The following is a 25,389-nucleotide window of genomic DNA, read 5'->3' as shown; positions in this document are numbered from 1 at the left end:
CGCCCCAAAAGGTTTAGAAAATTACGTGGATGCCACGACGAACGGTGCGCGGTTTTTCAGACCAGTCGCAGGTGATGCTCGCGTTTGGCGCAGTACATCGCCTCGTCGGCATGCCGGAACAATTGCTTCTCTTCGGTGCCGTGATCGGGGTATCGGGCGACGCCGATGCTGGGCTGGATATTCAGGCTGTGCCCGTCCAGGCGCAGGGGCTGACCCAGGACCTGACGGACTTTCTCGACCACAAGGTCGGTATCGTCCGCCGCGTGAATGCTGTGCAGCAACACCACGAACTCATCGCCGCCGATGCGGGCCACGGTGTCGATTTCCCGCACGCAGCCCTTGAGCCTGTTGGCCACCGCTTGCAACAGCATGTCGCCGACCGCGTGCCCAAGGGTGTCGTTGACTTGCTTGAAGCGGTCAAGGTCGACGTACAGCAGCGCCATGCGCCCGCCGCCCTCCCGGGCCAATTGCAGTGACGCCTTGAGCCGTTCGCGTAGCAGCTCGCGGTTGGGTAACTGGGTCAGTTGGTCGTACTGGGCCATGTGTTGCAGGCGGGCGTGCAATTGCTTGCGCTCGATGGCGGTGGCGACCTGGGCGCAGACGTATTGCAGCAGCTCCTTGTCTTGCTCGGTGTAGCGTTCGCCGCCCGGAATGCTTTTGACGATCAGCGCGCCGATGGTGCCGTTTTGCGAACTCAGCGGCACACCCAGCCAACAGGGTGCGTTCTGTTCGGTCTGCAGCATTTCGAAGCCGGCAAGAGGTGGGCACTGGCCCGGAGTCAACAGGATCGGCTGCCCCGTGCAGATCACCTCGACACACAGGCGCCCGGTCATGGTTCCAGGCTGTTCGGGCTGTGGCTCGTGGTCATCGACGTGATAGGGAAAGTTCAGCTGTGCGCAGTGCTGGTCGTACAGCGCCACGGAAAAACTCAATGCCGGCAGCCATTCGCCGATGATCATGTGGATGCGTTTGAACAACGCCAGCAGATCCTCTGCCGCATGGGCCGCTTCGGAAATCGCATACAACGCTGCCTGCCGGGACTCGGCCTGCTTACGCTCGGTGATGTCACGAGCAACGGCGATGCGCAGTTGATCGTCCTCGGACCAGCGTGCCGACCAGAGGATGTGCACCACACTGCCATCCTTGCGCAGGTAGCGGTTTTCGAAGTTGAGCTTGGGCTCACCGCCCATGATCTCCCGGGCGGCGTCGAGGGTGCGCTGGCGATCGCCCGGGTGCACCATGTCGATCATCGCCTCGCCGATCATCTCATCGGCGCTGTAGCCAAAAATGCGCTCGCATGCCGCGCTGACAAAGACGAAGCGGCCCTGCTTATCCACCGCACAGACGGCGTCCAGCAACAGATCGATATAACTCGCCAGCGGCGCGGAATTCCGGTTTTCCATGGTTCAGCGTGGGTGCCCCGATAATGCAGCGCTCTTCAATCATCCCTGCCCCGTCAGCCTTGCATCCCTGTGATTACATTCAAGCCTTTTCCGGCATCAGCCCCGGCAACGCATGGACCAGCGCATTAATGGCGAAACCGATGAACATTACCCCGCACAACCGGGTGATTGCCAGTTCATGACGCTGGTACAAGGTGCGCACTCGCCGTGCACCGACGATGCCGATGAGAATAGCGTAGGCGAGCAACCCGCCGACGAAACTCAGGGCGATCAGCGCCGGCAGCATTGACCAGTTGAGCAGTTCCGCGCGACTCGACAGCAATGCCGTGAACGTCGCCACCGCCACTGGATAGGCCTTGGGATTGGTCAGGCCAAACAGGATGCCGTGCCAGAACGGCTGCCGCGCCGGGCCCTGCGGCGCATCACCGCTGCTACGCCGGGCGCGCACAGCACGCCAGCCGAGCCAGAACAGGTACAGGCCGCTGAGCACACCGAGCACGTCAAACGCCGTACTGCCGATCTCCCGCGCACCGACAATCGCGATCAGCGCCGTGCTGCACCAGAGCACATCACCGAGCAAATGCCCGCACAGAAACCCCGCCCCGGCCCGTCGCCCATGGGCCGCGCCAATGCCGAACACCGCCAGCACACCCGGCCCCGGGGTGATGCCGTAGATAAAACCCGAGGCAAGCACGGCCATTAGCAACGATGGGGTCATGGGGAGTCCTTTTGAACGGCTTGGTGAATGATGGCCAGTCTATATCAGGACCTCAACTGCCGACTGCCTGATCGCGACAGAAATCAGTCAACGGTGGGTCCCTTGGACGATCCGCTCATTCAACCAGTTCAACGCCTGATCCCCACCCCGCCGTTTATGCCACGCCAACACAAAGGTGAACGACGGAATGTGAAACGGCGGTGGCACGACAACCACTGAAGACTGATCGATATCGCGCAAGCCGCGCGACGCGACGGTGAGGATCAGGTCGGTGCCGCTGATGAGCTCCGGGGCCACGCTCCAGTGTGGCAGGCTGACAGCCACACGACGACGTTCGCGCAATGCAGTCAATGCACGTTCGATTTCCGGGGTGCCGCTGCCGCGCATTTCCAGCAGGACGTGAGGCCGAGCCAGGTAAGTGGGCAGGTCGAGGCCACCATCGGCGGGCAGGCTGTTGCGGTCCACCAGGCAGGCATAGTGCTCTTCGAACAGGGGCGTGCTGCGCAACTCATGGGGCATTTCCGGGAATACACCGGCGGCGACATCAATGTCACCGTTGAGCACCCCTTCGAGCATGCTTTCGCGGCTTCCATGGCTGATTTGCAGGTCGATGCCCGGCGCTTCGCGGCGCAACGTTCGGATCAGTCCCGGCAAGACAATGGCGGCGCCGTAGTCGGACATCGCCAGACGGAAGGTGCGCTGGGTGGTCGCGGGATCGAAGGCGTTCGGCGCCAGCAGCGCTTGCACCTGGGCCAGGGCTGCGGCCAGCGGTACCACGAGTTCCAGCGCTCGCGGAGTCGGCACAAGACCGGCACCGGCGCGCACCAGCAGCGGATCACCGAGCAGGTCACGCAAGCGCGCCAGCGCATGGCTGACCGCTGGCTGGCTCAAGTGCAGACGCTCGGCCGCCCGGGTCACGTGTTGCTCGCTGAGCAAGGCGTCGAGGATCACCAGCAAGTTGAGGTCGATACGGCGAAGATTATTCATCTGCTGCATGTTCTGGATAACAAAACGGAATTTAAATCTGCGTGACGAATACCCTAGAGTCCAGCAAAACCTGTTGGAGATCGATCATGAGTACGTTGCATTGGGCCGGTCTGATTGGACTGGCGATGATCGCCGGGGCGGTGGTGCCGTTTCAGAGCGCGATCAACGTCAATCTCGGGCGCGGGTTGGGCCATCCGCTGTGGGCGACACTCGCCTCGTTGCTGGTGAGCGTCGTGGTGCTGATGCCGATCATCGTTGCGATGCGCTTGCCGTTGCCATCACTGGCATTCATCAGCAAGGCGCCGCTCTGGATGTGGGCCGGTGGCGCTTTTGGGGTGATATTCATTTCCCTGGCATTGGTGTTGCTGCCCAAACTGGGGGCCGCGGGGTTCATGGCATTGGCGCTGGCGGGGCAAGTGGTGGGGTCGTTGTTGCTGGATCACTTCGGCTGGTTTGGGTTGGTGGAGCGGCCAGTCAGCTTGCCCAAGGTGTTTGGGGTGGTGCTGTTGATGGCCGGGGTGGTGCTGATTCAGTTTAGTGACGCTGCGGAAAAAGCGATGACAGCGACTTCTTGAAGATCAAAAGATCGCAGCCTCCGGGATGCGTGGTCCGAGCAGGCGCTGCCGAAGGCTGCGATCTTTTAAAACTTATCGAGTGTGCGCAACTTCTGCGGCAACCCCCACAGCAACAGCGCCACCGCAATCAGCGCACATACACCAATGACATACAGCGCCGGCGTGGTGCTGCCGGTCAGGTCCTTGATTCGGCCGACCATCACCGGACTGACGATGCCGCCGAACTGGCCCAGGGTGTTGATCACCGCAATCCCGCCGGCCGCGCCCGCGCCGGCACCGGCCAGCAGTTTCGGCGGCAGGGTCCAGAAGCTCGGGATGGAGGCGATGATCCCGGCACCGAGCAGGCCCAACGCGACAATCAGGAAGGTCGTGTGACTGGCGAAGATCCCCGCACAGAAGAACCCGACCGCACCGACCGCCACCAGACCGGCGACAAACTTGCGCCGCTCGCCAGTAGCATCGGACAGCCGTCCGATCACCACCATGCTGATGGCGCCGCAGATGTACGGGATGGCCGTCAGCAAGCCGATCATCACCGGACTCTCGGTACCTGCGCTGCGGATCAGTTGCGGCGCCCAGAAATTCAAGCCGTAGGACGCCACCTGAATCAGGAAATAGATCAGCCCCAAAGTCAGGAAGCCCGGAATCCGCAGGGCGGCGAGCAGCGAACCACCGCTCTTGTGCGGCTCATGCTGAGCGATGCGGCTGGCCAGCAAAGTCTTCTCCGAAGGCGTCAGCCAATGGGCGTCTTCGATGCGGTCCTTGAGCAGGGTCAGCACCAGCAAACCGAGGCCGATACACGGCACGCCACCGAGCAGGAACAGCCAGTGCCAGCCACGCATTTGCAGCACACCGTCAAGGTGTTGCAGCACAAGGCCGGAGAACGGCGCGCCCACCAGGCCGGCGAACGCCGACGCCAGGAACAGCATCGAGGTGATGCGCCCGCGATAGTGCTGCGGGAACCACAGGGTCAGGTAATACAGCACGCCCGGAGCGAAACCCGCCTCCATCGCGCCGATCACGAAGCGCAGCACGTAGAACTGCCATTCGCTGTTGACGAACACCATGGCCGCCGTGGCCAGGCCCCAGGACATCATGATCCGGGCGATCCAGCGCCGGGCGCCGACCTTGTACAGCATCATGTTGCTGGGCACTTCGAAAATCACATAACCGACCACGAACAACCCGGCGCCGAGGCCGTAAGCGGTGTCGCTCAGGCTCAGGTCGGCCTGCAGCTGAAACTTGGCGAAGCTGATGTTGATGCGGTCGAAAAAGGCGAACAGGTAGCAGACCATGATCAGCGGCATCAGGCGCCAGGCGACTTTGCTGACCAGGGCTTTTTCTTCGTCGTGGCTAACGGCCGGGCTCGCGCCGGCCTCCAGTGCATTAAGGCTCATTGCGTTTCTCCAGGCGGACTTCCCGTGGGTGTCCGATTGTTTTTGTTGTCTGGTAAATGTTCGATTTCACTGTAGGAGCGAGCTCGCTCGCGATGAACCTGAGATCGCCGCGGGGTATCTGGCATCCAGCGTTATCGTTGACGTCCATCGCGAGCATGCTCGCTCCTACAGGAGGGCAGTTTGCTCAGGAGGGCACGGGGTGCAGGTCGCAATTGCGCCCGGCCTTGGCCAGTTGACCGGGCACTTCGTGGCCGAGCAGCGCCGGCAGTCCCCGGGACAGTTTCAACAGCAGCGGCAGATCGATGCCGGTGTGAATGCCGACTTCATCGCACAGGTTCACCAGATCCTCGGTGCAGATGTTTCCCGATGCCCCCGGTGCGAACGGGCAGCCGCCGAGGCCGCCGAGGGCCGCGTCGAAGCGACGGGCACCGGCCTCGTAAGCGGCCAGCACGTTGCACAGGCCAAGACCGCGAGTGTTGTGAAAATGCAGGGTCAGGTCCGATGGGGAAACCCTTTGCAGCACCCGGCGCACCAGCCGGTCGACCTGACGCGGGTTGGCCATGCCCGTGGTATCGGCCAGGGTGATGCCCTGGATGCCAAGCTCCTGATAGGCGTCGACGATTTGCAGTACCCGGTCCTCATCGATCTTGCCTTCAAACGGGCAGCCGAAGGTGGTGGCGATGCTGGCGTTGAGTCGCACCGGGCTGTCGCCGACGAACTGCACAATCTCGCCGAACGCGGCCAACGAATCTTCACAGCGCATGCGCATGTTCGCCAGGTTGTGGGTCTGGCTCGCGGACATCACCAGGTTCAGCTCATCGACACTGCACGCCAATGCCCGTTGCGCGCCTTTGAGGTTGGGGATCAGCGCGACATAGATCACCCCCGGTTGCCGGGTAATGCCCTTGAACACCAGTTCACCATCGCGCAGCGCAGGAATGGCCTTGGGCGACACGAACGAACCGGCTTCGATGCGGCTGAACCCGGCCAGCGACAGTTGATCGATCAGAGCGATCTTGTCGTAGGTTTCAACCCAGGTCGGCTCGATTTGCAAACCGTCGCGCGGGGACACTTCCTGCACGATCAGGTGGTCGGAGTAATTGGTGATCATTGCACCACTCCTTCGACTTTCAGGCGTTCGATGTCTGTTGCAGACAGGCCCAGCTGCGCGAGGATGCCATCGGTGTGCTGGCCCAGCCCGGGGCCGGACCAGTTCACGCCGCCGGGCGTCTCGGAGAGTTTCGGCACGATGCCTGGCATCTTCACCGTGGCGCCACCGGGCAACTCGGCATTGAGCAGCATGTCCCGCGCCTGATAGTGCGGATCGGCGACGATGTCGGCCACCGAGTAGATGCGCCCGGCCGGGACTTCGGCGGCCTCCAGCGCGGCCAGCACCTCGTCGATGGGCAAACTGCTGGTCCAGTGGGTGATGGCGGCGTCGAGCAGGTTGCTCTTGGCTGCACGCCCGTCGTTGTGGGCGAACTCCGGGGCATCGGCCAGATCGGCGCGGCCGATGGTTTGCATCAGGCGTTTGTAGATCGGATCGCTGTTGCCGGCAATCACCACGTAGGCGCCGTCGGCCGTCAGGTAGGTGTTGGACGGCGCGATGCCCGGCAAGGCACCGCCGCTGCGTTCGCGCACATGGCCAAGCATGTCGTATTCCGGCACCAGGCTTTCCATGACGTTGAACACGCTTTCGGCCAGGGACACATCAACGATTTGCCCGCCGCCCTGCCCGGTCTTGACCCTTAGCAGCGACATCAGCGCACCGATCACCGCATGCAGCGAAGCCAGGGAATCGCCAAGGCTCACGCCGACCCGCGCCGGCGGCGAACCAGGCGTGCCGGTGGTGTAGCGAATCCCGCCCATGGCCTCGCCGATGGCACCAAAACCTGGACGGTCGCGGTAAGGACCGGTCTGGCCGTAACCGGAAATCCGCACCAGCGTCAGGTTGGGGTTGAGTGCATGCAACACGTCCCAACCCAGGCCGAGTTTCTCCAGGGCGCCGGGGCGCAGGTTTTCGATCAGTACATCGGCGCTGGTCGCCAGTTGCTTGACCAGTTCGATGCCTTCAGGGGATTTGAGGTTCAGCGCCAGGGACTTCTTGTTGCGCGATTGCAGGTACCACCACAGCGAGGTGCCTTCGTGCAGCTTGCGCCATTTGCGCAGGGGATCGCCCTGGCCCATGGATTCGATCTTGATCACCTCGGCGCCGAACTCGGCCAGCATGCGCGCCGCAAACGGCGCGGCGATCAGCGTGCCGATCTCGATCACTTTGATCGCACTCAAAGGGGCAGTCATCGCGGGGTACCTCTTGTTCTTGGAATATGTGCCAAGGCTAGAGGACAGGTCGCTCGGGAATCCAACCTTCAGTTGGCAACGGGCGTTCGCGAAATGCGAACGCCCGGGGAGATTATCGTTACCTGCAGTCCGCCATCGCGAGCAAGCTCGCTCCCACAGGGATCCTCAGTGCGGCGCCGACCCAGTGTGGGAGCGAGCTTGCTCGCGATGAGGCCCGCCCATTCAGCCGAGAACTATCAGGCTGTATCCCGCAAATGCTCAAACAACATCCGGCTCACCGGCGACAGCAACGCCTCATCGCGCACCACCAGAATCAACGCCCGATCGGACCATTCGTCCGTCAACGGCACCGCGTGCAAACCCAGCGCCCGGCCAAACAATTCATAGGCGCGCTGCGGAAGGATGCCGATCCCCATGTTGGCCTGGATCATCCGACACATCGCATCAAACCCCGGCACATGAATACGAACCCGCAGTACCTTGCCGGCCTGGCGCGCCGCCGCGTGGGTACGCATGTTGATCGAACTGGCGGCATGCAACCCAACGTAATCACTGTCCAGCGTATCGGCGAACGCCACGCTGGACCGGCTCGCCAATGGATGGTGCGGCGGCATCAACACCACCAGTTTGTCCTGGCGATACAGCACGCTGTGCAGGCCCTTGATGTCACTGTCGATGGAACAGATCCCGAGGTCGGCCACCCCGTCGAGCACGCCCTGAATCACCCCGGCGCTAGGGCGTTCTTCGAGGTCGGTCTTGACCTGTGGGTGACGCTCGGAAAAGTCCCGCAGGTCCTCGGGCAAAAACTGAATGATCGCCGACAGGTTGGCGAGCATCCGCACGTAGCCGCGCACACCGTGGCTGTGCTCGCCCAGTTCAAGTCCCATTTTCTCGACGTTGAACAACATCTGCCGGGCATGGTGCAGCAGGGTTTCACCGGCCGGCGTCAGGGACATGCCCTTGGCCTGGCGCACGAACAGGCTGATGCCCAACGCCTCCTCCAGCTCCATCAAACGCTTGCTCGCCGCCGAGACGGCAATCGCTTCGCGCGCCGCTGCACGGGTCAGCGTGCCCTCTTCGTGCACGGCGACGAACAGTTGCAGGGTGATCAGGTCGAGACGGCGGATCAGGCTTTTTTGCAGCATCGGGTACTCGGCGAAGTCGGCTCAGGCGAAGTCGCAGCATAGCGTTCTTCGCCCACGTCGTGCCGTGGTCCAGGCACCGGTCGTGATAAAGTCGCCGCCCACAGACCTTTTGCCGTGAGACGAAGAACGCAATGACCGATTTCCAGGATGTCGATGCTCAACTTGAAGACTGGAACGCCTTGCGCAGCACCACTTCGTTCAGTGGCTTGCTGGTAGGTAACGGTGCCAGTCGCGCGGTGTGGGACGATTTCGGCTACGAATCGCTGTTCGAAAACGCCCGCACCGTTGAAGAAAAACCCCTGAGCCCGTCCGAGTTGAGCGTGTTCGATGCGATGCAGACCCGCAGTTTCGAGCAGGTACTGAGCGCCTTGAAAACCACCAGCCGGGTCAACAAGGCCCTGGCCGTCAGCTCCGCCGCCCCGCGCAATCGCTACTACGCGATCAAGGAAGCACTGATCAACACTGTGCATGCGGTGCATATCCCGTGGCGGCTGGTGGTGCCTTCGACGCTGGCAACCATCAATCAGGAACTGGCCAGCTACCGCACGGTGTTCACCACCAATTACGACCTGCTCAACTACTGGGCAGTGCAACACCAGCCTGAGGCGATCACCGATCTGTTCCAGGGTGCCGAACCCGGTTTCGACCTGAGCGACACGGCCACCGATAAAACCCGTTTGCTGTACCTGCACGGCGGTCTGCATCTGGTGCGCAACCAGGACGGTACGGCGCGCAAGCTGATGTCGACCGAGGGCACGTTGCTGGGCAATTTCGCCATCAACAACACGATCAAGACCCTCGACGACGTGCCGCTGTTCGTCAATGAAGGCCCGAGTGCGGACAAGCTCAAGACCATTCGCAGTTCGGATTACCTGTCGTTCTGCTACGAGCAATTACTCGGTCACGGCCAGGCGCTGTGCATCTTCGGCCATGCGTTGGGGGAGCAGGACAGCCACATCATCCATGCCTTGCGCCTGGCGAAACCGCAGGTGGTGGCGATCTCGATTTACCCGCGCAGCAAGGCCTTCATCCAGCACCAGAAGCGGCATTACGCGAAGGTGTTTGAGGGGACGGGGGTTGAGTTGCGGTTTTTTGATTCGAAGAGCCATGCGTTGGGTGGCACGAAGCTGGCGGTTCCGGTCGAGGTTTAGCGGCAACTGATCTGACGCATTCGCGAGCAGGCTCGCTCCCACAGGTTCAGCGTGATCCCTGTGGGAGCGAGCTTGCTCGCGATGCTTTTGCAGTCAACTCATTCTTCAGCGCTGTGCACCACCACCAGCAACTGCGCCTGCACCTCGCCCACCGAACGAATCCGGTGCGGCTTTTGCGCATTGAAGTGCAACGCATCGCCACGATCGAGCAGCACGCGCTCGTTCATGAAGTCCACCTCCACCCGCCCTTCGTGGACGAATAAAAACTCCTCGCCCAAATGCTCCTTGAAGGTCTTGTCGGTGAACTCGGCCGGCGGGTAGATGATGAACGGCAGCAGGCTGCGTTCGCTGACCTGATGGGCCAGCACCGCGTAACCCGAATTGTTGTCACTGACGCCCAAGGGTTGCCGTTCGTGGCTGCGCACCAGGCTGTAGCTGTCGAGGCTGACGTTGTCTTCAGAGAACAGTTCCTCGACCTTCACATTCAGCGCCCTGGCCAGTTTCAGGGCCGCAGCAATCGACGGCGTGTTCAACCCGCGTTCGACTTTCGACAGGTAACTCTTGGTCATGCCGGATTGTTCGGCCAGGGTTTCCAACGTCACGCCAAGTTTTTTTCTGAGTAATTTCAAACGGATAGACATGTAGAGCGATTTATCCATCAAGGAGGCAACGATTTGTTCTTGCCAATGACACAATGTGTCATATAGCCTCTTTAGTGTCATTTGCACTCACCGACGACTTTGCGAGGAACCGGTGAACGGCAAACCCGACGTCCATTGAATCACCCAAAGGACACCGATATGGCCAAGACATTAGCGCTGCCCAAAGAGCAACTGGTCAAGCACGCGCTGAGCCAAATGCAAAATACCCTGGCGGATAATACGTGGACCGCCCGGCAAAAGCTGGCCCTGACCTGCCGCATCCTGTTCGAGCATGGTCACGATTCCGGCCTTGCCGGACAAATCACCGCCCGTGGTCCACAACCCGGCACTTACTACACTCAACAACTGGGCCTGGGTTTCGACGAAATCACTGCGGGCAACCTGCTGCTGGTCAACGAGGACCTGGAGGTGCTCGAAGGCCACGGCATGCCCAACCCGGCCAATCGTTTTCACAGTTGGGTGTACCGCGCCCGAGCGGATGTGAACTGCATCATTCACACCCATCCGACCCACGTTGCAGCCTTGTCGATGCTGGAAGTGCCGGTGCAGATTTCCCACATGGACCTCTGCCCGCTCTATGACGACTGCGCGTTTCTCGAAGGCTGGCCGGGCGTGCCGGTGGGCAACGAGGAAGGCGAGCTGATTGCCGGGGCACTGGGCGACAAACGGGCGATCCTGCTTTCGCATCATGGCCAATTGTCCACCGGCGGTACCATCGAGGAAGCCTGTGTCATCGCGCAACTGATCGAACGCGCCGCGAAACTGCAACTGCTGGCGATGAGCGCCGGGACCATCAAGCCGATCATTCCCGAACTGGGCCGTGAAGCCCACGACTGGATTGCCCGGCCCAAGCGGCATGCCGCCGCTTTCAACTACTACGCCCGGCAGATCCTGCGCCAACACGCCGATTGCCTGAACTGAACCCATCGATCGAACGGAGAGACACCATGTCCACCGCAAACATTCACGGCATCATCGGTTACACCATCACCCCTTTCACCCCCCACGGCGAGGGCGTTGACCTGGATGCCCTCGGGCGCTCCATCGACCGACTGATCGAGGGCGGCGTACACGCCATCGCACCGCTGGGCAGCACCGGTGAAGGTGCCTACCTGAGCGACGCAGAGTGGGATCTGGTCAGCGAGTTCAGCATCAGGCACGTGGCCAGGCGCGTGCCGACCGTCGTCAGCGTGTCCGACCTGACCACCGCTAAAGCGGTGCGTCGCGCGCGTTTCGCCGAAGCTCACGGCGCCGATGTGGTGATGGTGCTGCCCACGTCCTACTGGAAACTCAGCGAAGCGGAGATCCTCGCCCATTACCGCGCCATCGGCGACAACATCGGCGTGCCGATCATGCTCTACAACAACCCGGCCACCAGCGGCACCGACATGTCGGTGGACCTGATCCTGCGCATCGTCAACGCCGTGGAAAACGTGACCATGGTCAAGGAGAGCACCGGCGACATCCAGCGTATGCATCAACTGCAACGTCTCGGCGAAGGCCAGGTGCCGTTCTACAACGGCTGCAATCCGTTGGCCCTGGAGGCCTTCGCCGCCGGCGCTAAAGGCTGGTGCACCGCTGCGCCGAACCTGATCCCGCAGCTCAACCTGGATTTGTACGAAGCAGTGCTGGCCAACGATTTGCGCAAGGCTCGCGAGCTGTTCTATCGCCAGTTGCCGCTGCTGGATTTCATCCTCAAGGGTGGCTTGCCGGCGACGATCAAGGCGGGTTTGCGGGCGACGGGCCTGGAGGTGGGGGATCCGCGGCTGCCGGTATTCCCGTTGAGTGAGGCGAGTTGTGATCAGCTGGAAGATCTGTTGAAGGCCCTGCGCTGATCTCCAGCTGTACATAAAGCCACTGTGGGAGCGAGCTTGCTCGCGATGAGACCATTACATTCAACACGGATGTTGACTGTCAGACCGCCATCGCGAGCAAGCTCGCTCCCACAGGGATTTTTGCTGGATTTGAAAGCTGTACTCAAAGCACCGGCAACGTCTTGTCCTTGACCACCTTGGACGAACCGTTGGCCTTCACGCTGGCGATGCCTTTCTCCATGGCGGCATCGGAGGAATAGGCCTCGCTGCTGCCGATGATCTCGTGGTTGCCCGCCTTCAGGTTGAAATACGGTTGGCCATCCTTGGTGATTTTCTTCTCGTAACGCTCATCCAGCGGGCTGTTGGCCTGGACCGAGGCAATGCCTTTGTCGGCGGCGGCGTGGGTGGTGTACAGCTCGCTGGTCAGAATGGTCTCGGCGTTGGCCGCCTTGAGGACAAACCTGAACTGGCCATTGCTGCTTTTGCTCACTTCATACCATCCGGACATGCTCTTTCTCCTTGGCGATTGAAAGGTTGCGCGCTTCACAGTAAAGACCAGCCTCGGGTTTCTGTCGCCTGTTCTGGCCCCTTCGCGAGCAAGCTCGCTTCCACAGTAGATTTGTGTACACCAAACCATTGTGGGAGCGAGCTTGCTCGCGATGGTGTCGACACGATCTTCCTTACTTCGCCGCAGCCCGCACCACCGACAACTCCGGTGCTGACGTCCGCCGCTGGCTCAGATACCGCGTACAACTCACCCGCAGGAACGAAGCGAAATTGACCACCTCGCCGCGGTAGTCCATCACCTCTTCATACAGCTTGGCGATCAACTGATTGGTGGTCATGCCGTCGACCTCGGCGATTTCGCTGAGGATGTCCCAGAACTGATTCTCCAGCCGCAAGGTGGTGACCACCCCGCAAATGCGCAGCGAGCGGGAGCGCGATTCGTAGAGTATCGGGTCGGCTTTGACGTACAGCTCGCACATGGGCATGCCCCTCTTTACAGCGTGATTTTAGTACCCAGCAACCCCAGGAAACCGGCCAGCCAGTTCGGATGCGCAGGCCAGGCCGGAGCCGTGGCCAGATTGCCCTGGACATGGCCGTCCGTCACCGGAATATCGATATACGTACCGCCCGCCAGTCGCACTTCCGGAGCGCAGGCCGGATAAGCGCTGCATTCGCGACCTTCGAGAACACCCGCTGCCGCCAGCAACTGCGCGCCATGGCACACGGCAGCGATCGGCTTGCCGGCCTTGTCGAACGCGCGCACCAGTTCCAGGACTTTTTCGTTCAGGCGCAGGTACTCCGGCGCACGGCCGCCCGGAATCAGTACCGCGTCATAATCGGCGGCGTTGACCTTGGCGAAATCGAAGTTCAGGGCAAACAGGTGACCGGGTTTTTCACTGTAGGTCTGGTCGCCTTCAAAGTCATGGATCGCCGTGCGCACGGTCTGGCCGGCAGCCTTGTCCGGGCAAACGGCGTGCACCGTGTGGCCGACCATCAGCAACGCCTGGAACGGCACCATCACTTCATAGTCTTCGACGTAATCACCGACCAGCATCAGAATTTTTTTCGCAGCCATGGGGAGGACTCCTCTGGAAGTGGGCGTGCAGGAGTATTCAAGGTAGTCCTTATCCGGCGGGTCGGGTAACAACCGGCTACTACCTTGTGGCGAGGGGGCTTACCCCCGTTCGCCTGCGAAGCAGGCGCAAAATAGGACAGTGCGGTTCGTTTGATGAAACCGGATAGGGGCTGCTGCGCAGCCCAACGGGGGCAAGCCCCCTCGCCACATAGGTGTGTTCGCAACTGTACGGATAACTCTGCACCTAGCTGTAACAGCGGCTTACACCGGGTTTATGGCTAGATAACAACACCTCCCACCTTCCACGATTCTGGTTGCCATCATGTCCTCGCGCGAAAACACCGGCATGGCCCTCGGCCTGCTCGGCGTTGTGATCTTCAGCCTCACCCTGCCCTTCACGCGGATCGTCGTGCAGGAACTTCACCCGCTGCTCAATGGCCTGGGCCGGGCACTGTTTGCAGCAGTTCCGGCGGCGTTGCTGTTGCTGTGGCACCGGGAAAAATGGCCGACCTGGAAGCAGGTAAAAGGCCTGGTGCTGGTGATGGCCGGGGTGATCCTGGGTTTCCCGGTATTGTCGGCCTGGGCCATGCAAACCTTGCCGGCGTCCCACGGCGCGCTGGTCAACGGATTACAGCCGCTGTGCGTGGCGCTGTACGCCGCGTGGTTGTCCCATGAGCGGCCTTCGAAAGCCTTCTGGGCCTGCGCCGCATTGGGCAGTGCGCTGGTGCTCGGTTATGCACTGATCAGCGGTGCCGGCAGCATTCAGGCCGGTGACTTGCTGATGCTTGGCGCCATTGCAGTGGGCGGATTGGGTTACGCCGAAGGAGGCCGGCTGGCCAGGGAGATGGGCGGCTGGCAGGTGATCTGCTGGGCGCTGGTGCTGTCGACGCCGCTGCTGATTGGCCCGGTGGTGTATCTGGCACTACAACATCAGGGCGAGATTTCCGCCAAGACCTGGTGGGCCTTCGGATATGTCTCGCTGTTTTCGCAGTTCATCGGTTTCTTTGCCTGGTACGCCGGACTGGCCATGGGGGGCATTGCCCGGGTCAGTCAGATCCAGTTGCTGCAGATCTTCTTCACCATCGCCTTCTCGGCGCTGTTCTTCGGTGAACATGTGGAGCCGATTACCTGGCTGTTTGCTGGCGGGGTGATCGTGACGGTGATGCTCGGGCGCAAGACAGCGATCAAACCCAATCCTGTGGGAGCGAGCTTGCTCGCGATGGGGACATCACATTCAACATCTCTATCGACTGTAAATCCGCCATCGCGAGCAAGCTCGCTCCCACAGGATCAGAGGTAACCGTCGGAGCGCAGCAGGGTTTCCAGGCAATGCTCGCTGATGCGATAGAAATCCTTCAGTTCCTGAATCTTCGCCAGCAACTGAGCCGGGTCCACTGGTTCTGCGCGTTTGACCGCCAGGATCATCTTGTTCTTGTTGGTGTGGTCCAGTGAGATGAACTCGAACACCTTGGTCTCGTAGCCGCAGGCCTCAAGGAACAACGCGCGCAAACTGTCGGTGACCATCTCGGCCTGCTGGCCCAGATGCAAGCCGTATTGCAGCATCGGCTTGAGCAGCGCCGGGCTCTGGATTTGCAGGCGGATCTGTTTGTGGCAGCACGGCGAGCACATGATGATCGCCGCTCCGGAACGGATGCCGGTGTGGATCGCATAGTCGGTGGCGATATCGCAGGCATGCAGGGCGATCATCACGTCCAGCTCGCTCGGCGCCACGCTGCGCACGTCACCGCACTTGAACACCAGGCCGGGGTGTTCAAGCTTGGCGGCGGCGGTGTTGCACAGGGTGACCATGTCTTCACGCAGTTCGACGCCGGTCACCTCGCCTTCGGCCTTCAAGGTGTTGCGCAGGTAATCGTGGATGGCGAAGGTCAGGTAGCCCTTGCCCGATCCGAAGTCCGCCACACGCACCGGCTTGTCCAGCGCCAGGGGGGACGACGTCAGCGCATGGCTGAACACTTCGATGAACTTGTTGATCTGCTTCCACTTGCGCGACATCGCCGGGATCAGCTCGTGCTTGCGGTTGGTCACACCGAGGTCGGCGAGAAACGGCCGACTCAGGTCAAGAAAACGGTTTTTCTCACGGTTGTGCTCGGCCGATGGCACTTCGCGCAATTGCTGAGGTTGGCTCTTGAACAGCGATGACTTGCCTTTTTTGCTGTATTCGAGCTGGGCTTCGTCGGTCAACGACAACAAATGCGCATTTTTGAACGACGCCGGTAGCAGCCCGGCAATGCTCGCCACACCTTCGACCAGCGGCAGGTTCTTGGTGATATCGCGGGTCTTGTAGCGGTAGACAAAAGACAGGCAAGGCTGCGCCTTGACCGTCACCGGTTTGATGATGATCCGCTGCAGGTCCGTTTCATCACCCACGTATTTGGCCAGCACCAGTTTGATGAATGCGTTGTGCTCGAGGCTCGATTGCAGCAGGTCGATGAACTGGGCGTGATGATCCGGCGCGAGGCTGGCGGGAGTGGCGGTGACGGACATGGAAAAACGGCCTCGGCAATACGAATCTGGGGATGCCGGGTATTTTAGGGGGGACGAGGGTTTTGGGCACGGGGTAATTTTGCGCCAGGTCCCGTTCCCGCCGATCGGGACCTGAAATCAACCGTCGCTACCTCATGGCTCCACCAGTCGAAGTTTGCGATTGGTCGGCGAGTTGATGACGAACTTGACGATCAACCCTACCGGCACCGCCCACGTCAGACCGTTGACCGGATCAGTGACCACGGCGACAGTTTCGGAACTTGCAGCCAGATCCAGACGTCGGCGATCGTTGCTGGATTTGAGTAATCCATATGCATGGCTGACCAGCCGCTCCGCCTGGTGCATCGGCATATCCAGACTCTGCAAATGCCTCACCGCACGGCAGAACAGCACTTGATCATCAATCACACCCTCGCCTTCATGACGGGTCAGAAACGCCTGCGCTATGGCCAATAGCTCCTCATTCAAATGGGCCTGTTCATCAACCTCCTTCATGCTCAAGACTCCTGTTGCGCTTGCGCCGCCGGAGCACTCTCGGCGACAGGCCGTGCGGCGCGGCGCAAGTCAGGTCCGGCGCACGGCAGGTGCACGGCCGGATTGGGCATGCCACTGGGGGAAAGCTCATGGGTCATTTCGAACTCGGCCCGTACCGACCAGCCGCAGGCCTCCGACGTACATTGCAGGTATGCCACCCGCAGGAAGATATGCCGCCCTTCGCTGGTACGTATGCGCATCCGGTTCAGGCAGTGCGGGCACACCATCTTGTAAGTACTCATACATGCTTCCCTTGGGCCATCCGGTGGTAATCGAATTGATCAAACGCAATACTGTTTGAAACACAATTGGTGAAAGACAGGTGCTGCAAATAACGTCCGCCAGACAAAAGGAAGTGCAACGGGTGGACACGTAATAGATACGAGCCAAGCTCGTAGGAAATCACCCTGATACCATTAGGAAGTTTCGACATCGTATTCTTCAGATTCATAGTTGACGATTGATTACTTACAAGAAAAAACGTACTCATTACGCATACGTTAAGCACTCAAAAAGCATATGTCAAAAGGAAGAGGCTCAAATTGCGTAGCAAAAAATCACAAGCTGTTTTGGCCCGCCTGAAGCAAATCACGGGTACAAAAACTGACGCTTCCCTGTCTACTGCGCTACAGATCAGCCCCCAGACACTCAGCAGCTGGAAAGGCCGCGACAGCACGCCATACTCATTATGCGTAGATATTGCACAGACTCGCGGCATCTCCCTTGACTGGTTGCTGCTGGGCGAGGGGCCAATGCTGCGGCAGCCCCATGTCAACGCTCCTGCAAATGCTGCGGAAACTGCAACAACGCAGGAAAGCACCATCCTTTCGCTGTGGCGATTACTTGATGAGGATGACCGCTGCGCAATACAAAACGCATTGGAGGAAAAACGACGCCTGCGGGATCTGGAAACACAACTTTCGGAAATGGCCGCTACCCTGGCCTCACTTGGACACTCAAACAAAACCTGACTTGAAGTCCGACGTTTCAATGCTTGAAGGCATGCCACAAAACAATAATGTTGCCACTACTGCGAACAATCATTACGCATGAAAAAACACTCACCACTGCATGCCATGGGCTCACCGGCAGGAATGTCAGCAATACATCGATGCCGGCAAGGCAGAACACTGCGCCAAGCAAGCTGATCAATATCCTGTCGCACCAGTGGTAACGTTGTTCGTCGCGCTGGTAACACGCCAGCCTGAACGCACTGACCAGGTGAGCCACGCCCGCCACCCACACCAGAGCCGCCATCTCAAAGGTCATTGCCCTCGCCCTCTGAGATGACGAAGGATGTCACCGAGGCCGGCGCCATCGATCCACTGCATGAGCTTGATGCTGATGGGAATGACCAGCAACGCGCACAGAAAGGCCGTCACACCGGCTGTCAGAAAAGGCGCCAGTGGCTGGGCGACCGGGGCAAACAGGTACCCGACACCCGCCGACAACAGCCAGGAACCGATGCGTTGCCAGGCCTTGAAGTTGGCGCGAGTGGTCGTGACCAGCCACGCGCCAAGTGTCGCGCCGAACAGGGCTTCTCCATCGATAGCCGGCAACGTCGCAATACCCAACCCCACCATGAGCCCGCTGATACTGTTGTAGGTCGAATCAGTCAGGCTCATGGGTATCTCGCGACTGCAATGGCTCAACAGTGATGGCTCCCGACTCCAGCGCCCTGAACACGGCAGCGTTGCGAGATCTGACGGCGAACTTGCGACGGATATTGGAAAAGTGGAAGTTGATGGTGGATTCCGAGCAACTCTGAATCCTGGCGATCTCCCAGGACGTCTTGCCTTTGAGGCACCACTCCAGGGCTTGTGTCTCTTTCGTTGTCAGTCGCACCAGCGGAGTAAGCATTGCGCTACCGGGTGCATCCTCCACCAAGGTCTCCAGCGTTTGTTGCGTTTTCATAAGAACTCCCTCTACACAGAACGCCCATCGCAGGGCGTGCACCATGAGAGAGATGTTGAAGACAAGCTCCCCGCCGGACAACGTTCGGGAACTGTGTCGCGGCGCATTACAAAAGCACATGAAGCCCTGGCTTAACCCAGCACCACCAGACGATTCGGCAGCTCGTTGCGCACATGGGTCACCGGCACATGTACCTTGAGCAACTCGCCACAGGCCTCGACGCAACTGACAAAGCCCTGCAGCGTCTGCCCCTGTTTCACCTGCTGGGTGAACGTCTCGACGATCGCATCCCAGTTCTTGTTGTCCAGGCGACTGGAAATCCCTTCATCCACCAGGATCTCCACGTAACGCTCGGCCTCGGAAACGAAAATCAGCATGCCGGTGCTGCCCTCGGTGTGGTGCAGGTTCTGCTCCAGGAACTGCCGGCGCGCCAGGTTCGAGGCGCGCCAGTGGCGCACCGAGCGCGGGATCAGATGGGTGGTGACTTTCGGCAGGCGGAACACCAGGCACAGCACGATGAAGATGGCCCATTGCACCATCAGCAGACTGTGCATGGTCAGCCAGCCGGTGAGGTAATGCACGATGCCCGGCACCAGCAGCGCCAGCAGGCTGGCCCACAGCAACGGGATGTACGCATAGTCGTCGGCGCGGGCTGCGAGTACTGTCACCAGTTCTGCGTCTGTCTCGCGCTCGACCCGGGCAATGGCCTCGGCCACCTTGCGTTGTTCGTGTTCAGTCAGTAATGCCATGTCGTGAAGTGCCTGCTCGTTTTTATTATCACCAGCCGCCGGACGAACCGCCCCCGCCGAAACTGCCCCCGCCGCCGCTGAAGCCTCCCCCTCCACCGCCGCCGCCAAATCCACCACCGCCAAAGCCGCCCCCGGATCCACCGGAGCCGCCCCGGCCAGCGGGAAGAATACCGAGCATCTGGCACACAAAAACAGTCAGGATGAATAACATCACAAAAAACACGAACAACCCGGGATGCCGCGCGATGAAATCGTCCCCCGGATCGCCTCTGGATTCATACGCCGTGGAGGGTTCGTCCAGGGGGTTGCCGCCCAGCACCACCAGCATCGCCGCCACGCCGTCACTGATGCCTTTACTGAAATTGCCGGTCTTGAATGACGGGGTGATGACCTGGTTGATGATCACCGAACTCTGGGCATCGGTCAGGCGATCCTCCAGGCCGTATCCGACTTCGATACGCAGCCGGCGCTCGTCCCGGGCGATGATCAGCAAGGCGCCGTTGTTCTTGTCCTTCTGCCCGATGCCCCAGTGGCGGCCGAGTTGGTAACCGAAGTCGGCGATGTCGGTACCTTGCAAGTCCGGCAACGTCACTACCACAAGCTGCTCGCCGGTGGCTTGCTCATGGGCCTGAAGCTGTTGGCTGAGCTGCTGGCGCACCGATGGCTCGATCATCTGCGCAGTGTCGACCACCCGCCCGGTCAGCGCCGGAAAGCTCAGCTCGGCGCGAGCAGCGATCGCCACCACCCACAACAACAGCAACAGGCCTGTTTTCAGGACGCGCATTGGCAACCTCTTGCGTGGTGACGCCGATTAGCGCAGTTCAGAATTTGACCTCGGGGGTCTTTTCCGAACCCGGCGTGGCTTCGAAGGTCTCGCGCATCGGCAGGTCGCTATACATCACGGTGTGCCACAGGCGACCGGGGAACGTGCGGATCTCGGTGTTGTATTTCTGCACCGCGAGGATGAAATCGCGCCGGGCCACGCTGATGCGGTTCTCGGTGCCTTCAAGCTGCGATTGCAGGGCGAGGAAGTTCTGGTTGGCCTTGAGGTCCGGATAACGTTCGGAGACCACCATCAAGCGACTCAAGGCGCCGCTGAGCTGGTCCTGGGCCTGCTGGTACTGCTTGAGCTTTTCCGGGTTGTCGAGGGTCGAGGCATCCACCTGGATCGACGTGGCCTTGGCCCGGGCTTCGATGACGGCGGTCAGGGTTTCCTTCTCGTGGGCCGCATAGCCCTTGACGGTTTCCACCAGGTTGGGAATGAGGTCGGCGCGCCGCTGATACTGGTTCTGCACCTGGCCCCAGGCGGCCTTGGCCTGTTCATCGAGCGTCGGGATGTTGTTGATGCCGCAGGCGGTCAGCAACGTAGCCAGCATCAGCAGCGTGACGACCTGCAAACGCGAGCGATAGGTTGGACTTACATTCATCAGGATGATGCTCCCTTGTGCATTTCATGAAAAAACCGACCGTGAAACCTTCTGGGCCGGCTCTTGGGGCATAATCGCCCGCGCCTCTGGATTGCAACGGGCCGATGGGCTAAAAAGAGGCCCTGCGCGAAAACGCATCCGCCATCTGGCTGTGGTTTTTTGGCTCTGGTCTTTTGAGCCGGTACCCGAACAACAATAGACGCTCCCTAAATTTTGGCTGGCCGGCGTGTACATCGCCGTTTGGGCCCTTGAGAAAACTATTCATGAAGAAGCTGTGTTTGCTGGGCCTGTTCGTCAGCCTGGCCAGTCATAACGTATTGGCCGCCACGACGCCCGCACCTCTGGAGAACAAGGAAGCCTTTGTCAGCAACCTGATGAAGCAAATGACCCTCGATGAAAAAATCGGCCAGCTGCGCCTGATCAGCATCGGCCCGGAAATGCCGCGCGAAATGATCCGCAAGGAAATCGCGGCAGGCAACATCGGCGGTACGTTCAACTCGATCACCCGCCCGGAAAATCGGCCGATGCAGGACGCAGCCATGCGCAGCCGCCTGAAGATCCCGATGTTCTTTGCCTACGACGTGATCCACGGCCACCGCACCATTTTCCCGATCCCGCTGGCCCTGGCCTCGAGCTGGGACATGGACGCCATCGGCCTGTCCGGGCGCATTGCCGCCAAGGAAGCCGCGGCTGACAGCCTCGACATCACCTTCGCACCGATGGTCGACATCTCCCGCGACCCACGCTGGGGTCGTACTTCCGAAGGCTTCGGTGAAGACACTTACCTGGTGTCGCGCATTGCCGGCGTGATGGTCAAGGCGTTCCAGGGTACCGGCGCGAACGCAGCCGACAGCATCATGGCCAGCGTCAAGCACTTTGCCTTGTACGGCGCGGTCGAGGGTGGCCGCGACTACAACGTGGTCGATATGAGCCCGGTCAAGATGTACCAGGACTACCTGCCACCGTACCGCGCCGCCATCGATGCCGGCGCCGGCGGGGTCATGGTTGCGCTGAACTCGATCAACGGCGTGCCGGCCACCGCCAACACCTGGCTGATGAACGACCTGCTGCGCAAGGAGTGGGGCTTCAAGGGCCTGGCCGTCAGCGACCACGGGGCGATTTTCGAGCTGATCAAGCACGGTGTTGCCGCCGACGGTCGCGAAGCGGCGAAGCTGGCAATCAAGGCTGGCATCCACATGAGCATGAACGACACCCTGTACGGCAAAGAGCTGCCAGGGCTGCTGAAGTCCGGCGAGATCCAGCAGAGCGACATCGACAACGCCGTGCGTGCGGTACTGGGCGCCAAGTACGACATGGGCCTGTTCAAGGACCCGTACCTGCGCATCGGCAAGGCCGAGGATGATCCGGTCGACACCTACGCCGACAGCCGCCTGCACCGCGCCGAGGCCCGTGATGTGGCACGCCGCAGCCAGGTGCTGCTGAAAAACCGGAATGACACCCTGCCACTGAAGAAGACCGCGAAAATCGCCCTGGTCGGTCCGCTGGCCAAGGCGCCCATCGACATGATGGGCAGCTGGGCAGCCGCCGGTCGCCCTGCTCAATCGGTGACCCTGTTCGATGGCATGACCAACGCCCTGGGAGACAAATCGACACTGATCTACGCCCGTGGCGCCAACATCACCAGCGACCCGAAAATCCTCGGTTACCTGAACTTCCTCAACTTCGATGCCCCGGAAGTGGTGGACGACCCGCGCCCGGCGAACGTGCTGATCGACGAAGCGGTGAAAGCGGCCAAGGATGCTGATGTGGTGGTTGCCGCCGTCGGTGAATCCCGTGGCATGTCCCACGAATCGTCGAGCCGCACCGACCTGAACATCCCGGAAAACCAGCGCGAGCTGATCCGTGCCCTGAAGGCCACCGGCAAACCGCTGGTACTGGTGTTGATGAATGGCCGTCCACTGACGATCCTCGAAGAGAAGGAACAGGCCGACGCGATCCTGGAAACCTGGTTCAGCGGCACCGAGGGCGGCAACGCCATCGCCGACGTGCTGTTCGGCGACTACAACCCGTCGGGCAAACTGCCGATCAGCATCCCGCGTTCGGTAGGCCAGATTCCGACCTACTACAACCACCTGACCATTGGCCGGCCGTTCACTCCGGGCAAACCGGGCAACTACACCTCGCAGTACTTCGATGACACCACGGGCCCCCTGTACCCGTTCGGCTATGGCCTGAGCTACACCGAGTTCAGCCTGAGCGACATGGCGCTGTCGTCGACCACGCTGAACAAGACCGGCAAGCTCGACGCCAGTGTCACCGTGAAAAACACCGGCAAGCGCGACGGCGAAACCGTGGTGCAGTTGTACATCCAGGACGAGACCGGCTCGATGATTCGTCCGATCAAGGAACTGAAGAACTTCCAGAAAGTGATGATCAAGGCCGGCGAACAGAAAGTCGTGCACTTCACCATCACTGAGGACGACCTGAAGTTCTACAACACCCAGCTCAAGTACGCGGCTGAACCAGGCAAGTTCAACGTGCAGATCGGCCTGGATTCAGAGGACGTGACGCAGCAGAGTTTTGAGCTGCTGTAATTAATCAAACACCGCAAAACCCTGTGGGAGCGAGCTTGCTCGCGATAGCGGACTGACAGTCGACAGAGATGTTGAATGTTAAGCCCTCATCGCGAGCAAGCTCGCTCCCACAGTGGTTTCAGTGTTCAGAAAACTGGGGTCAACCCCTTCGATTCAGCAGGTTCACCACCACCCGATCCACCCATCCCCACACCCGTTGCTTGACCCGCCGCCACAGTGGCCGGCGCTTCCATTCCTCCAGGCTGACTTGCTCACTCAACCCAAAGTCCCGTTCGAAACTCGCCGCCACCGACCGGGTCAGTCCGGGGTCCAGGGCTTCCAGGTTGGCTTCCAGGTTGAAGCGCAGATTCCAGTGATCGAAGTTGCACGAACCGATGCTCACCCAGTCGTCGACCAGGACCATTTTCAGGTGCAGGAAACACGGCTGGTACTCGTAGATTTTCACCCCGGCCCTGAGCAGTCGCGGGTAGTAGCGATGGCCGGCATAACGCACGGATGGGTGATCGGTACGGGGCCCGGTCAGCAGCAACCGCACATCGACGCCCCGGGCAGCCGCCCGGCGCAGGGAGCGGCGGACTTTCCAGGTCGGCAAAAAGTACGGCGTGGCCAGCCAGATCCGTCGCTGACCACTGTTCAGGGCACGCACCAGCGATTGCAGAATGTCCCGGTGTTGACGGGCGTCGGCATAGGCCACCCGGCCCATGCCCTCGCCTATGGACGGCACCCGTGGCAGGCGCGGCAGACCGAAATGCGAAGCCGGTCGCCAGGCACGTCGATGGCGGTTGGCAATCCACTGACGATCGAATAGCAGCTGCCAATCGAGTACCAGCGGGCCGGTGATTTCCACCATCACTTCGTGCCATTCGCTGGCGTCTTCTCCCGGAGTCCAGAATTCATCAGTGACACCGGTGCCGCCGACCACGGCCAGGCTCTGGTCCACCAATAACAGCTTGCGGTGATCGCGGTAGAAGTTGCCGACCCAACGTCGCCAGCTCAGACGATTGTAAAAACGCAGCTCCACGCCAGCGGACATCAGCCGCTGACGCAAGGCCAGGGTGAAAGCGAGGCTGCCGTAATCATCGAACAGACAGCGCACCCGTACACCGCGCTCAGCGGCCTGCACCAATGCCTGGACCATGGCTTCGGCGCAGGCACCCGCCTCCACCAGATACAGTTCCAGCTCAACCTGCTCTTCAGCCCGGGCAATCGCCACCAGCATGCGCGGAAAAAACTGCGGACCGTCGATCAGCAGTTCGAAGCGGTTGCCTTCACGCCACGGAAAAATCGCTCCGGCCATGTCAGCGCGCCGTGAAAATCAGCACCGCACCCACCGGTACGGAAAGACTGATAGCTGATAAACCGGCCAGTTTGCGCAACGTTTCCAGGCCGGGAGCCAAATCGAAATCCTCGGCGTTGATCACCAGCGGTTCGAGGGTCACCACCTGGAAGCGCCGGTCATCGAGTCGGGTCGCCAACAGTTCGGCCTGGTATTCGTGTTGTTTGCCGTGCAGGTCGACCATCAGCGGCAGGCGCAACTCCAACTGCGCGCCGGGAGCGAGGTCGTTGATCGGGCGCAGATCGATTTTCGTGGTGATCATGGCGTCGGGAAACCGGTCGATCTGGAACAGTTCCTTGCGCATGCGCTCATCGCGCAACGGGATGCCGCTGTTGATCGACTCCAGCTCGACTTCCACCTGCGCCAGCCCCTCGGGGTCGACCTTGCCGTGCAGCACCAGGAAGCGCTGCACTTCGGAAACATTGGCATTCTTGGTGCTGACAAACGACAGGCGCGAAGACTCGCCATCGAGGTACCAGTCGGCGCGGGCCGACAACGCGGCACCGGCCAGCAGCAGGAAAGTGAGGGTTTGGAAGGTGGAGCGCTTGAACATAGAGACTCGTGGGGCAGATAAACCTGTGCTGAACCTTAACTGGCTTGTCACAGGTTGCAAACTTTCTGTTGCCCTTTGAAC

At 60.7% G+C, this 25,389-nt stretch carries 29 protein-coding genes; 7 read left to right on the top strand and 22 right to left on the bottom strand.

All coding sequences use genetic code 11. The features are described from left to right. Nucleotides 1-56 precede the first annotated feature (56 nt). The 3 genes from KW840_RS10430 to KW840_RS10420 all read right to left on the bottom strand — a co-directional run bounded on the left by KW840_RS10430 (nt 57) and on the right by KW840_RS10420 (nt 3,117). A complete protein-coding gene (locus KW840_RS10430) occupies nt 57-1,403 on the bottom strand; it encodes a bifunctional diguanylate cyclase/phosphodiesterase (protein WP_218495097.1) in 1,347 nt (448 codons plus the stop codon). A 79-nt stretch (nt 1,404-1,482) separates the two neighbouring features. After that, a complete protein-coding gene (locus KW840_RS10425) occupies nt 1,483-2,121 on the bottom strand; it encodes a LysE family translocator (protein ID WP_218495096.1) in 639 nt (212 codons plus the stop codon). Between the two features lie 87 nt (nt 2,122-2,208). After that, complete coding sequence (locus tag KW840_RS10420; RefSeq protein ID WP_218495095.1) at nt 2,209-3,117, bottom strand: LysR family transcriptional regulator; 909 nt, start codon at nt 3,115-3,117, stop codon at nt 2,209-2,211. A 77-nt stretch (nt 3,118-3,194) separates the two neighbouring features. On the opposite strand from KW840_RS10420, the gene KW840_RS10415 reads away from it, so the two are divergent. Next, a complete protein-coding gene (locus KW840_RS10415) occupies nt 3,195-3,683 on the top strand; it encodes a DMT family transporter (protein WP_218495094.1) in 489 nt (162 codons plus the stop codon). 65 nt (nt 3,684-3,748) lie between these two features. Here KW840_RS10415 and KW840_RS10410 read toward each other — a convergent pair whose 3' ends face one another. From KW840_RS10410 to KW840_RS10395, 4 genes are all read right to left on the bottom strand, one after another. After that, nucleotides 3,749-5,080 carry an MFS transporter gene (locus KW840_RS10410; protein WP_218495093.1) on the bottom strand — a complete coding sequence of 444 codons (1,332 nt, stop codon included), beginning with the start codon at nt 5,078-5,080 and terminating at the stop codon, nt 3,749-3,751. Nucleotides 5,081-5,264: 184 nt separating this feature from the next. Next, entirely contained in the window at nt 5,265-6,191 is a 927-nt protein-coding gene (locus tag KW840_RS10405) for a hydroxymethylglutaryl-CoA lyase (protein WP_218495092.1), read from the bottom strand. Continuing rightward, nucleotides 6,188-7,381, bottom strand: coding sequence for a CaiB/BaiF CoA-transferase family protein (locus KW840_RS10400; RefSeq protein ID WP_218495091.1), 1,194 nt, complete (start codon nt 7,379-7,381; stop codon nt 6,188-6,190). The genes KW840_RS10405 and KW840_RS10400 overlap by 4 nt, the downstream gene beginning before the upstream one ends. Nucleotides 7,382-7,617: 236 nt before the next feature. Beyond that, nucleotides 7,618-8,526: a LysR family transcriptional regulator gene (locus KW840_RS10395; RefSeq protein WP_218495090.1), complete on the bottom strand. Its 909-nt coding sequence runs from the start codon at nt 8,524-8,526 to the stop codon at nt 7,618-7,620. Between the two features lie 131 nt (nt 8,527-8,657). On the opposite strand from KW840_RS10395, the gene KW840_RS10390 reads away from it, so the two are divergent. Further along, complete coding sequence (locus KW840_RS10390; RefSeq protein WP_218495089.1) at nt 8,658-9,677, top strand: DUF4917 family protein; 1,020 nt, start codon at nt 8,658-8,660, stop codon at nt 9,675-9,677. Nucleotides 9,678-9,775: 98 nt separating this feature from the next. On the opposite strand, the gene KW840_RS10385 is transcribed toward KW840_RS10390, so the two are convergent. Beyond that, nucleotides 9,776-10,318, bottom strand: coding sequence for a helix-turn-helix domain-containing protein (locus tag KW840_RS10385; RefSeq protein WP_218495088.1), 543 nt, complete (start codon nt 10,316-10,318; stop codon nt 9,776-9,778). A gap of 159 nt (nt 10,319-10,477) precedes the next feature. Here KW840_RS10385 and KW840_RS10380 point away from each other — a divergent pair, with 159 nt between their 5' ends. Then, nucleotides 10,478-11,260 (top strand): aldolase, encoded by a 783-nt coding sequence (locus KW840_RS10380; RefSeq protein ID WP_218495087.1) that lies wholly within the window; start codon nt 10,478-10,480, stop codon nt 11,258-11,260. Between the two features lie 26 nt (nt 11,261-11,286). Beyond that, complete coding sequence (locus tag KW840_RS10375; protein WP_218495086.1) at nt 11,287-12,174, top strand: dihydrodipicolinate synthase family protein; 888 nt, start codon at nt 11,287-11,289, stop codon at nt 12,172-12,174. Nucleotides 12,175-12,316: 142 nt separating this feature from the next. Here the strand turns inward: KW840_RS10375 and KW840_RS10370 are convergent, their stop codons facing one another. The 3 genes from KW840_RS10370 to KW840_RS10360 form a co-directional block, all read right to left on the bottom strand. After that, the gene (locus KW840_RS10370) at nt 12,317-12,661 is read right to left on the bottom strand and encodes a YegP family protein (RefSeq protein ID WP_218495085.1); all 345 of its coding nucleotides are present in this window, start codon (nt 12,659-12,661) and stop codon (nt 12,317-12,319) included. 172 nt (nt 12,662-12,833) lie between these two features. After that, nucleotides 12,834-13,139, bottom strand: coding sequence for a ribbon-helix-helix domain-containing protein (locus KW840_RS10365; RefSeq protein WP_095945146.1), 306 nt, complete (start codon nt 13,137-13,139; stop codon nt 12,834-12,836). 14 nt (nt 13,140-13,153) lie between these two features. Next, nucleotides 13,154-13,735, bottom strand: coding sequence for a DJ-1/PfpI family protein (locus KW840_RS10360; RefSeq protein ID WP_008051822.1), 582 nt, complete (start codon nt 13,733-13,735; stop codon nt 13,154-13,156). 322 nt (nt 13,736-14,057) lie between these two features. Between KW840_RS10360 and KW840_RS10355 the strand changes: the two genes are divergently transcribed. Continuing rightward, nucleotides 14,058-15,035, top strand: coding sequence for a DMT family transporter (locus KW840_RS10355; protein ID WP_218495084.1), 978 nt, complete (start codon nt 14,058-14,060; stop codon nt 15,033-15,035). Here KW840_RS10355 and KW840_RS10350 read toward each other — a convergent pair. The 3 genes from KW840_RS10350 to KW840_RS10340 all read right to left on the bottom strand — a co-directional run bounded on the left by KW840_RS10350 (nt 15,026) and on the right by KW840_RS10340 (nt 17,016). Beyond that, complete coding sequence (locus tag KW840_RS10350; RefSeq protein ID WP_218495083.1) at nt 15,026-16,240, bottom strand: SAM-dependent methyltransferase; 1,215 nt, start codon at nt 16,238-16,240, stop codon at nt 15,026-15,028. The two genes, KW840_RS10355 and KW840_RS10350, sit on opposite strands and share 10 nt — an antisense overlap. A gap of 132 nt (nt 16,241-16,372) precedes the next feature. Then, nucleotides 16,373-16,735: a hypothetical protein gene (locus KW840_RS10345; RefSeq protein ID WP_057716059.1), complete on the bottom strand. Its 363-nt coding sequence runs from the start codon at nt 16,733-16,735 to the stop codon at nt 16,373-16,375. A gap of 2 nt (nt 16,736-16,737) precedes the next feature. Beyond that, a complete protein-coding gene (locus tag KW840_RS10340) occupies nt 16,738-17,016 on the bottom strand; it encodes an ogr/Delta-like zinc finger family protein (protein ID WP_057716060.1) in 279 nt (92 codons plus the stop codon). 300 nt (nt 17,017-17,316) lie between these two features. Between KW840_RS10340 and KW840_RS10335 the strand changes: the two genes are divergently transcribed. Further along, the gene (locus KW840_RS10335; RefSeq protein ID WP_057716061.1) at nt 17,317-17,745 is read left to right on the top strand and encodes a helix-turn-helix domain-containing protein; all 429 of its coding nucleotides are present in this window, start codon (nt 17,317-17,319) and stop codon (nt 17,743-17,745) included. 16 nt (nt 17,746-17,761) lie between these two features. Here KW840_RS10335 and KW840_RS10330 read toward each other — a convergent pair whose 3' ends face one another. The 6 genes from KW840_RS10330 to KW840_RS10305 form a co-directional block, all read right to left on the bottom strand. Next, nucleotides 17,762-18,043, bottom strand: a complete 282-nt coding sequence (locus KW840_RS10330; RefSeq protein WP_090453589.1) for a phage holin family protein — start codon at nt 18,041-18,043, stop codon at nt 17,762-17,764. Then, the gene (locus KW840_RS10325; protein ID WP_218495082.1) at nt 18,040-18,399 is read right to left on the bottom strand and encodes a putative holin; all 360 of its coding nucleotides are present in this window, start codon (nt 18,397-18,399) and stop codon (nt 18,040-18,042) included. The genes KW840_RS10330 and KW840_RS10325 overlap by 4 nt, the downstream gene beginning before the upstream one ends. Then, nucleotides 18,386-18,688 (bottom strand): helix-turn-helix domain-containing protein, encoded by a 303-nt coding sequence (locus KW840_RS10320; protein ID WP_218495081.1) that lies wholly within the window; start codon nt 18,686-18,688, stop codon nt 18,386-18,388. The genes KW840_RS10325 and KW840_RS10320 overlap by 14 nt, the downstream gene beginning before the upstream one ends. 131 nt (nt 18,689-18,819) lie before the next feature. Then, nucleotides 18,820-19,437 carry a TPM domain-containing protein gene (locus tag KW840_RS10315; RefSeq protein ID WP_218495080.1) on the bottom strand — a complete coding sequence of 206 codons (618 nt, stop codon included), beginning with the start codon at nt 19,435-19,437 and terminating at the stop codon, nt 18,820-18,822. Nucleotides 19,438-19,465: 28 nt separating this feature from the next. Beyond that, nucleotides 19,466-20,221 carry a YgcG family protein gene (locus KW840_RS10310; protein ID WP_057716066.1) on the bottom strand — a complete coding sequence of 252 codons (756 nt, stop codon included), beginning with the start codon at nt 20,219-20,221 and terminating at the stop codon, nt 19,466-19,468. A gap of 37 nt (nt 20,222-20,258) precedes the next feature. After that, on the bottom strand, nt 20,259-20,864 hold the full coding sequence (locus KW840_RS10305; protein ID WP_150717735.1) for a LemA family protein: 606 nt from the start codon (nt 20,862-20,864) through the stop codon (nt 20,259-20,261). Nucleotides 20,865-21,127: 263 nt separating this feature from the next. On the opposite strand from KW840_RS10305, the gene bglX reads away from it, so the two are divergent. Continuing rightward, nucleotides 21,128-23,419 (top strand): beta-glucosidase BglX, encoded by a 2,292-nt coding sequence (gene bglX, locus KW840_RS10300; protein ID WP_057716068.1) that lies wholly within the window; start codon nt 21,128-21,130, stop codon nt 23,417-23,419. A gap of 139 nt (nt 23,420-23,558) precedes the next feature. Here bglX and KW840_RS10295 read toward each other — a convergent pair whose 3' ends face one another. Together KW840_RS10295 and KW840_RS10290 are read right to left on the bottom strand one after the other, a co-directional pair. Beyond that, nucleotides 23,559-24,716 carry a phosphatidylserine/phosphatidylglycerophosphate/cardiolipin synthase family protein gene (locus KW840_RS10295; protein WP_090453582.1) on the bottom strand — a complete coding sequence of 386 codons (1,158 nt, stop codon included), beginning with the start codon at nt 24,714-24,716 and terminating at the stop codon, nt 23,559-23,561. Between the two features lies 1 nt (nt 24,717). Then, nucleotides 24,718-25,308, bottom strand: a complete 591-nt coding sequence (locus KW840_RS10290) for a YceI family protein (RefSeq protein WP_090453580.1) — start codon at nt 25,306-25,308, stop codon at nt 24,718-24,720. Nucleotides 25,309-25,389: the final 81 nt, after the last annotated feature.

Source organism: Pseudomonas sp. PDM30, assembly GCF_019218985.1.
In the GTDB taxonomy this organism is placed as follows: domain Bacteria; phylum Pseudomonadota; class Gammaproteobacteria; order Pseudomonadales; family Pseudomonadaceae; genus Aquipseudomonas; species Aquipseudomonas jessenii.
The sequence above is the reverse complement of the archived record's forward strand: the minus strand, read 5'-3'. Positions and strand labels throughout refer to the sequence as shown.

What these genes read in the sequence shown, in the direction of transcription:
- KW840_RS10430 (WP_218495097.1), bottom strand. Translation starts at nt 1,403, where the DNA reads ATGGAAAACCGGAATTCCGCGCCGCTGGCGAGTTATATCGATCTGTTG.
- KW840_RS10425 (WP_218495096.1), bottom strand. Translation starts at nt 2,121, where the DNA reads ATGACCCCATCGTTGCTAATGGCCGTGCTTGCCTCGGGTTTTATCTAC.
- KW840_RS10420 (WP_218495095.1), bottom strand. Translation starts at nt 3,117, where the DNA reads ATGCAGCAGATGAATAATCTTCGCCGTATCGACCTCAACTTGCTGGTG.
- KW840_RS10415 (WP_218495094.1), top strand. Translation starts at nt 3,195, where the DNA reads ATGAGTACGTTGCATTGGGCCGGTCTGATTGGACTGGCGATGATCGCC.
- KW840_RS10410 (WP_218495093.1), bottom strand. Translation starts at nt 5,080, where the DNA reads ATGAGCCTTAATGCACTGGAGGCCGGCGCGAGCCCGGCCGTTAGCCAC.
- KW840_RS10405 (WP_218495092.1), bottom strand. Translation starts at nt 6,191, where the DNA reads ATGATCACCAATTACTCCGACCACCTGATCGTGCAGGAAGTGTCCCCG.
- KW840_RS10400 (WP_218495091.1), bottom strand. Translation starts at nt 7,381, where the DNA reads ATGACTGCCCCTTTGAGTGCGATCAAAGTGATCGAGATCGGCACGCTG.
- KW840_RS10395 (WP_218495090.1), bottom strand. Translation starts at nt 8,526, where the DNA reads ATGCTGCAAAAAAGCCTGATCCGCCGTCTCGACCTGATCACCCTGCAA.
- KW840_RS10390 (WP_218495089.1), top strand. Translation starts at nt 8,658, where the DNA reads ATGACCGATTTCCAGGATGTCGATGCTCAACTTGAAGACTGGAACGCC.
- KW840_RS10385 (WP_218495088.1), bottom strand. Translation starts at nt 10,318, where the DNA reads ATGTCTATCCGTTTGAAATTACTCAGAAAAAAACTTGGCGTGACGTTG.
- KW840_RS10380 (WP_218495087.1), top strand. Translation starts at nt 10,478, where the DNA reads ATGGCCAAGACATTAGCGCTGCCCAAAGAGCAACTGGTCAAGCACGCG.
- KW840_RS10375 (WP_218495086.1), top strand. Translation starts at nt 11,287, where the DNA reads ATGTCCACCGCAAACATTCACGGCATCATCGGTTACACCATCACCCCT.
- KW840_RS10370 (WP_218495085.1), bottom strand. Translation starts at nt 12,661, where the DNA reads ATGTCCGGATGGTATGAAGTGAGCAAAAGCAGCAATGGCCAGTTCAGG.
- KW840_RS10365 (WP_095945146.1), bottom strand. Translation starts at nt 13,139, where the DNA reads ATGTGCGAGCTGTACGTCAAAGCCGACCCGATACTCTACGAATCGCGC.
- KW840_RS10360 (WP_008051822.1), bottom strand. Translation starts at nt 13,735, where the DNA reads ATGGCTGCGAAAAAAATTCTGATGCTGGTCGGTGATTACGTCGAAGAC.
- KW840_RS10355 (WP_218495084.1), top strand. Translation starts at nt 14,058, where the DNA reads ATGTCCTCGCGCGAAAACACCGGCATGGCCCTCGGCCTGCTCGGCGTT.
- KW840_RS10350 (WP_218495083.1), bottom strand. Translation starts at nt 16,240, where the DNA reads ATGTCCGTCACCGCCACTCCCGCCAGCCTCGCGCCGGATCATCACGCC.
- KW840_RS10345 (WP_057716059.1), bottom strand. Translation starts at nt 16,735, where the DNA reads ATGAAGGAGGTTGATGAACAGGCCCATTTGAATGAGGAGCTATTGGCC.
- KW840_RS10340 (WP_057716060.1), bottom strand. Translation starts at nt 17,016, where the DNA reads ATGAGTACTTACAAGATGGTGTGCCCGCACTGCCTGAACCGGATGCGC.
- KW840_RS10330 (WP_090453589.1), bottom strand. Translation starts at nt 18,043, where the DNA reads ATGACCTTTGAGATGGCGGCTCTGGTGTGGGTGGCGGGCGTGGCTCAC.
- KW840_RS10325 (WP_218495082.1), bottom strand. Translation starts at nt 18,399, where the DNA reads ATGAGCCTGACTGATTCGACCTACAACAGTATCAGCGGGCTCATGGTG.
- KW840_RS10320 (WP_218495081.1), bottom strand. Translation starts at nt 18,688, where the DNA reads ATGAAAACGCAACAAACGCTGGAGACCTTGGTGGAGGATGCACCCGGT.
- KW840_RS10315 (WP_218495080.1), bottom strand. Translation starts at nt 19,437, where the DNA reads ATGGCATTACTGACTGAACACGAACAACGCAAGGTGGCCGAGGCCATT.
- KW840_RS10310 (WP_057716066.1), bottom strand. Translation starts at nt 20,221, where the DNA reads ATGCGCGTCCTGAAAACAGGCCTGTTGCTGTTGTTGTGGGTGGTGGCG.
- KW840_RS10305 (WP_150717735.1), bottom strand. Translation starts at nt 20,864, where the DNA reads ATGAATGTAAGTCCAACCTATCGCTCGCGTTTGCAGGTCGTCACGCTG.
- bglX (WP_057716068.1), top strand. Translation starts at nt 21,128, where the DNA reads ATGAAGAAGCTGTGTTTGCTGGGCCTGTTCGTCAGCCTGGCCAGTCAT.
- KW840_RS10295 (WP_090453582.1), bottom strand. Translation starts at nt 24,716, where the DNA reads ATGGCCGGAGCGATTTTTCCGTGGCGTGAAGGCAACCGCTTCGAACTG.
- KW840_RS10290 (WP_090453580.1), bottom strand. Translation starts at nt 25,308, where the DNA reads ATGTTCAAGCGCTCCACCTTCCAAACCCTCACTTTCCTGCTGCTGGCC.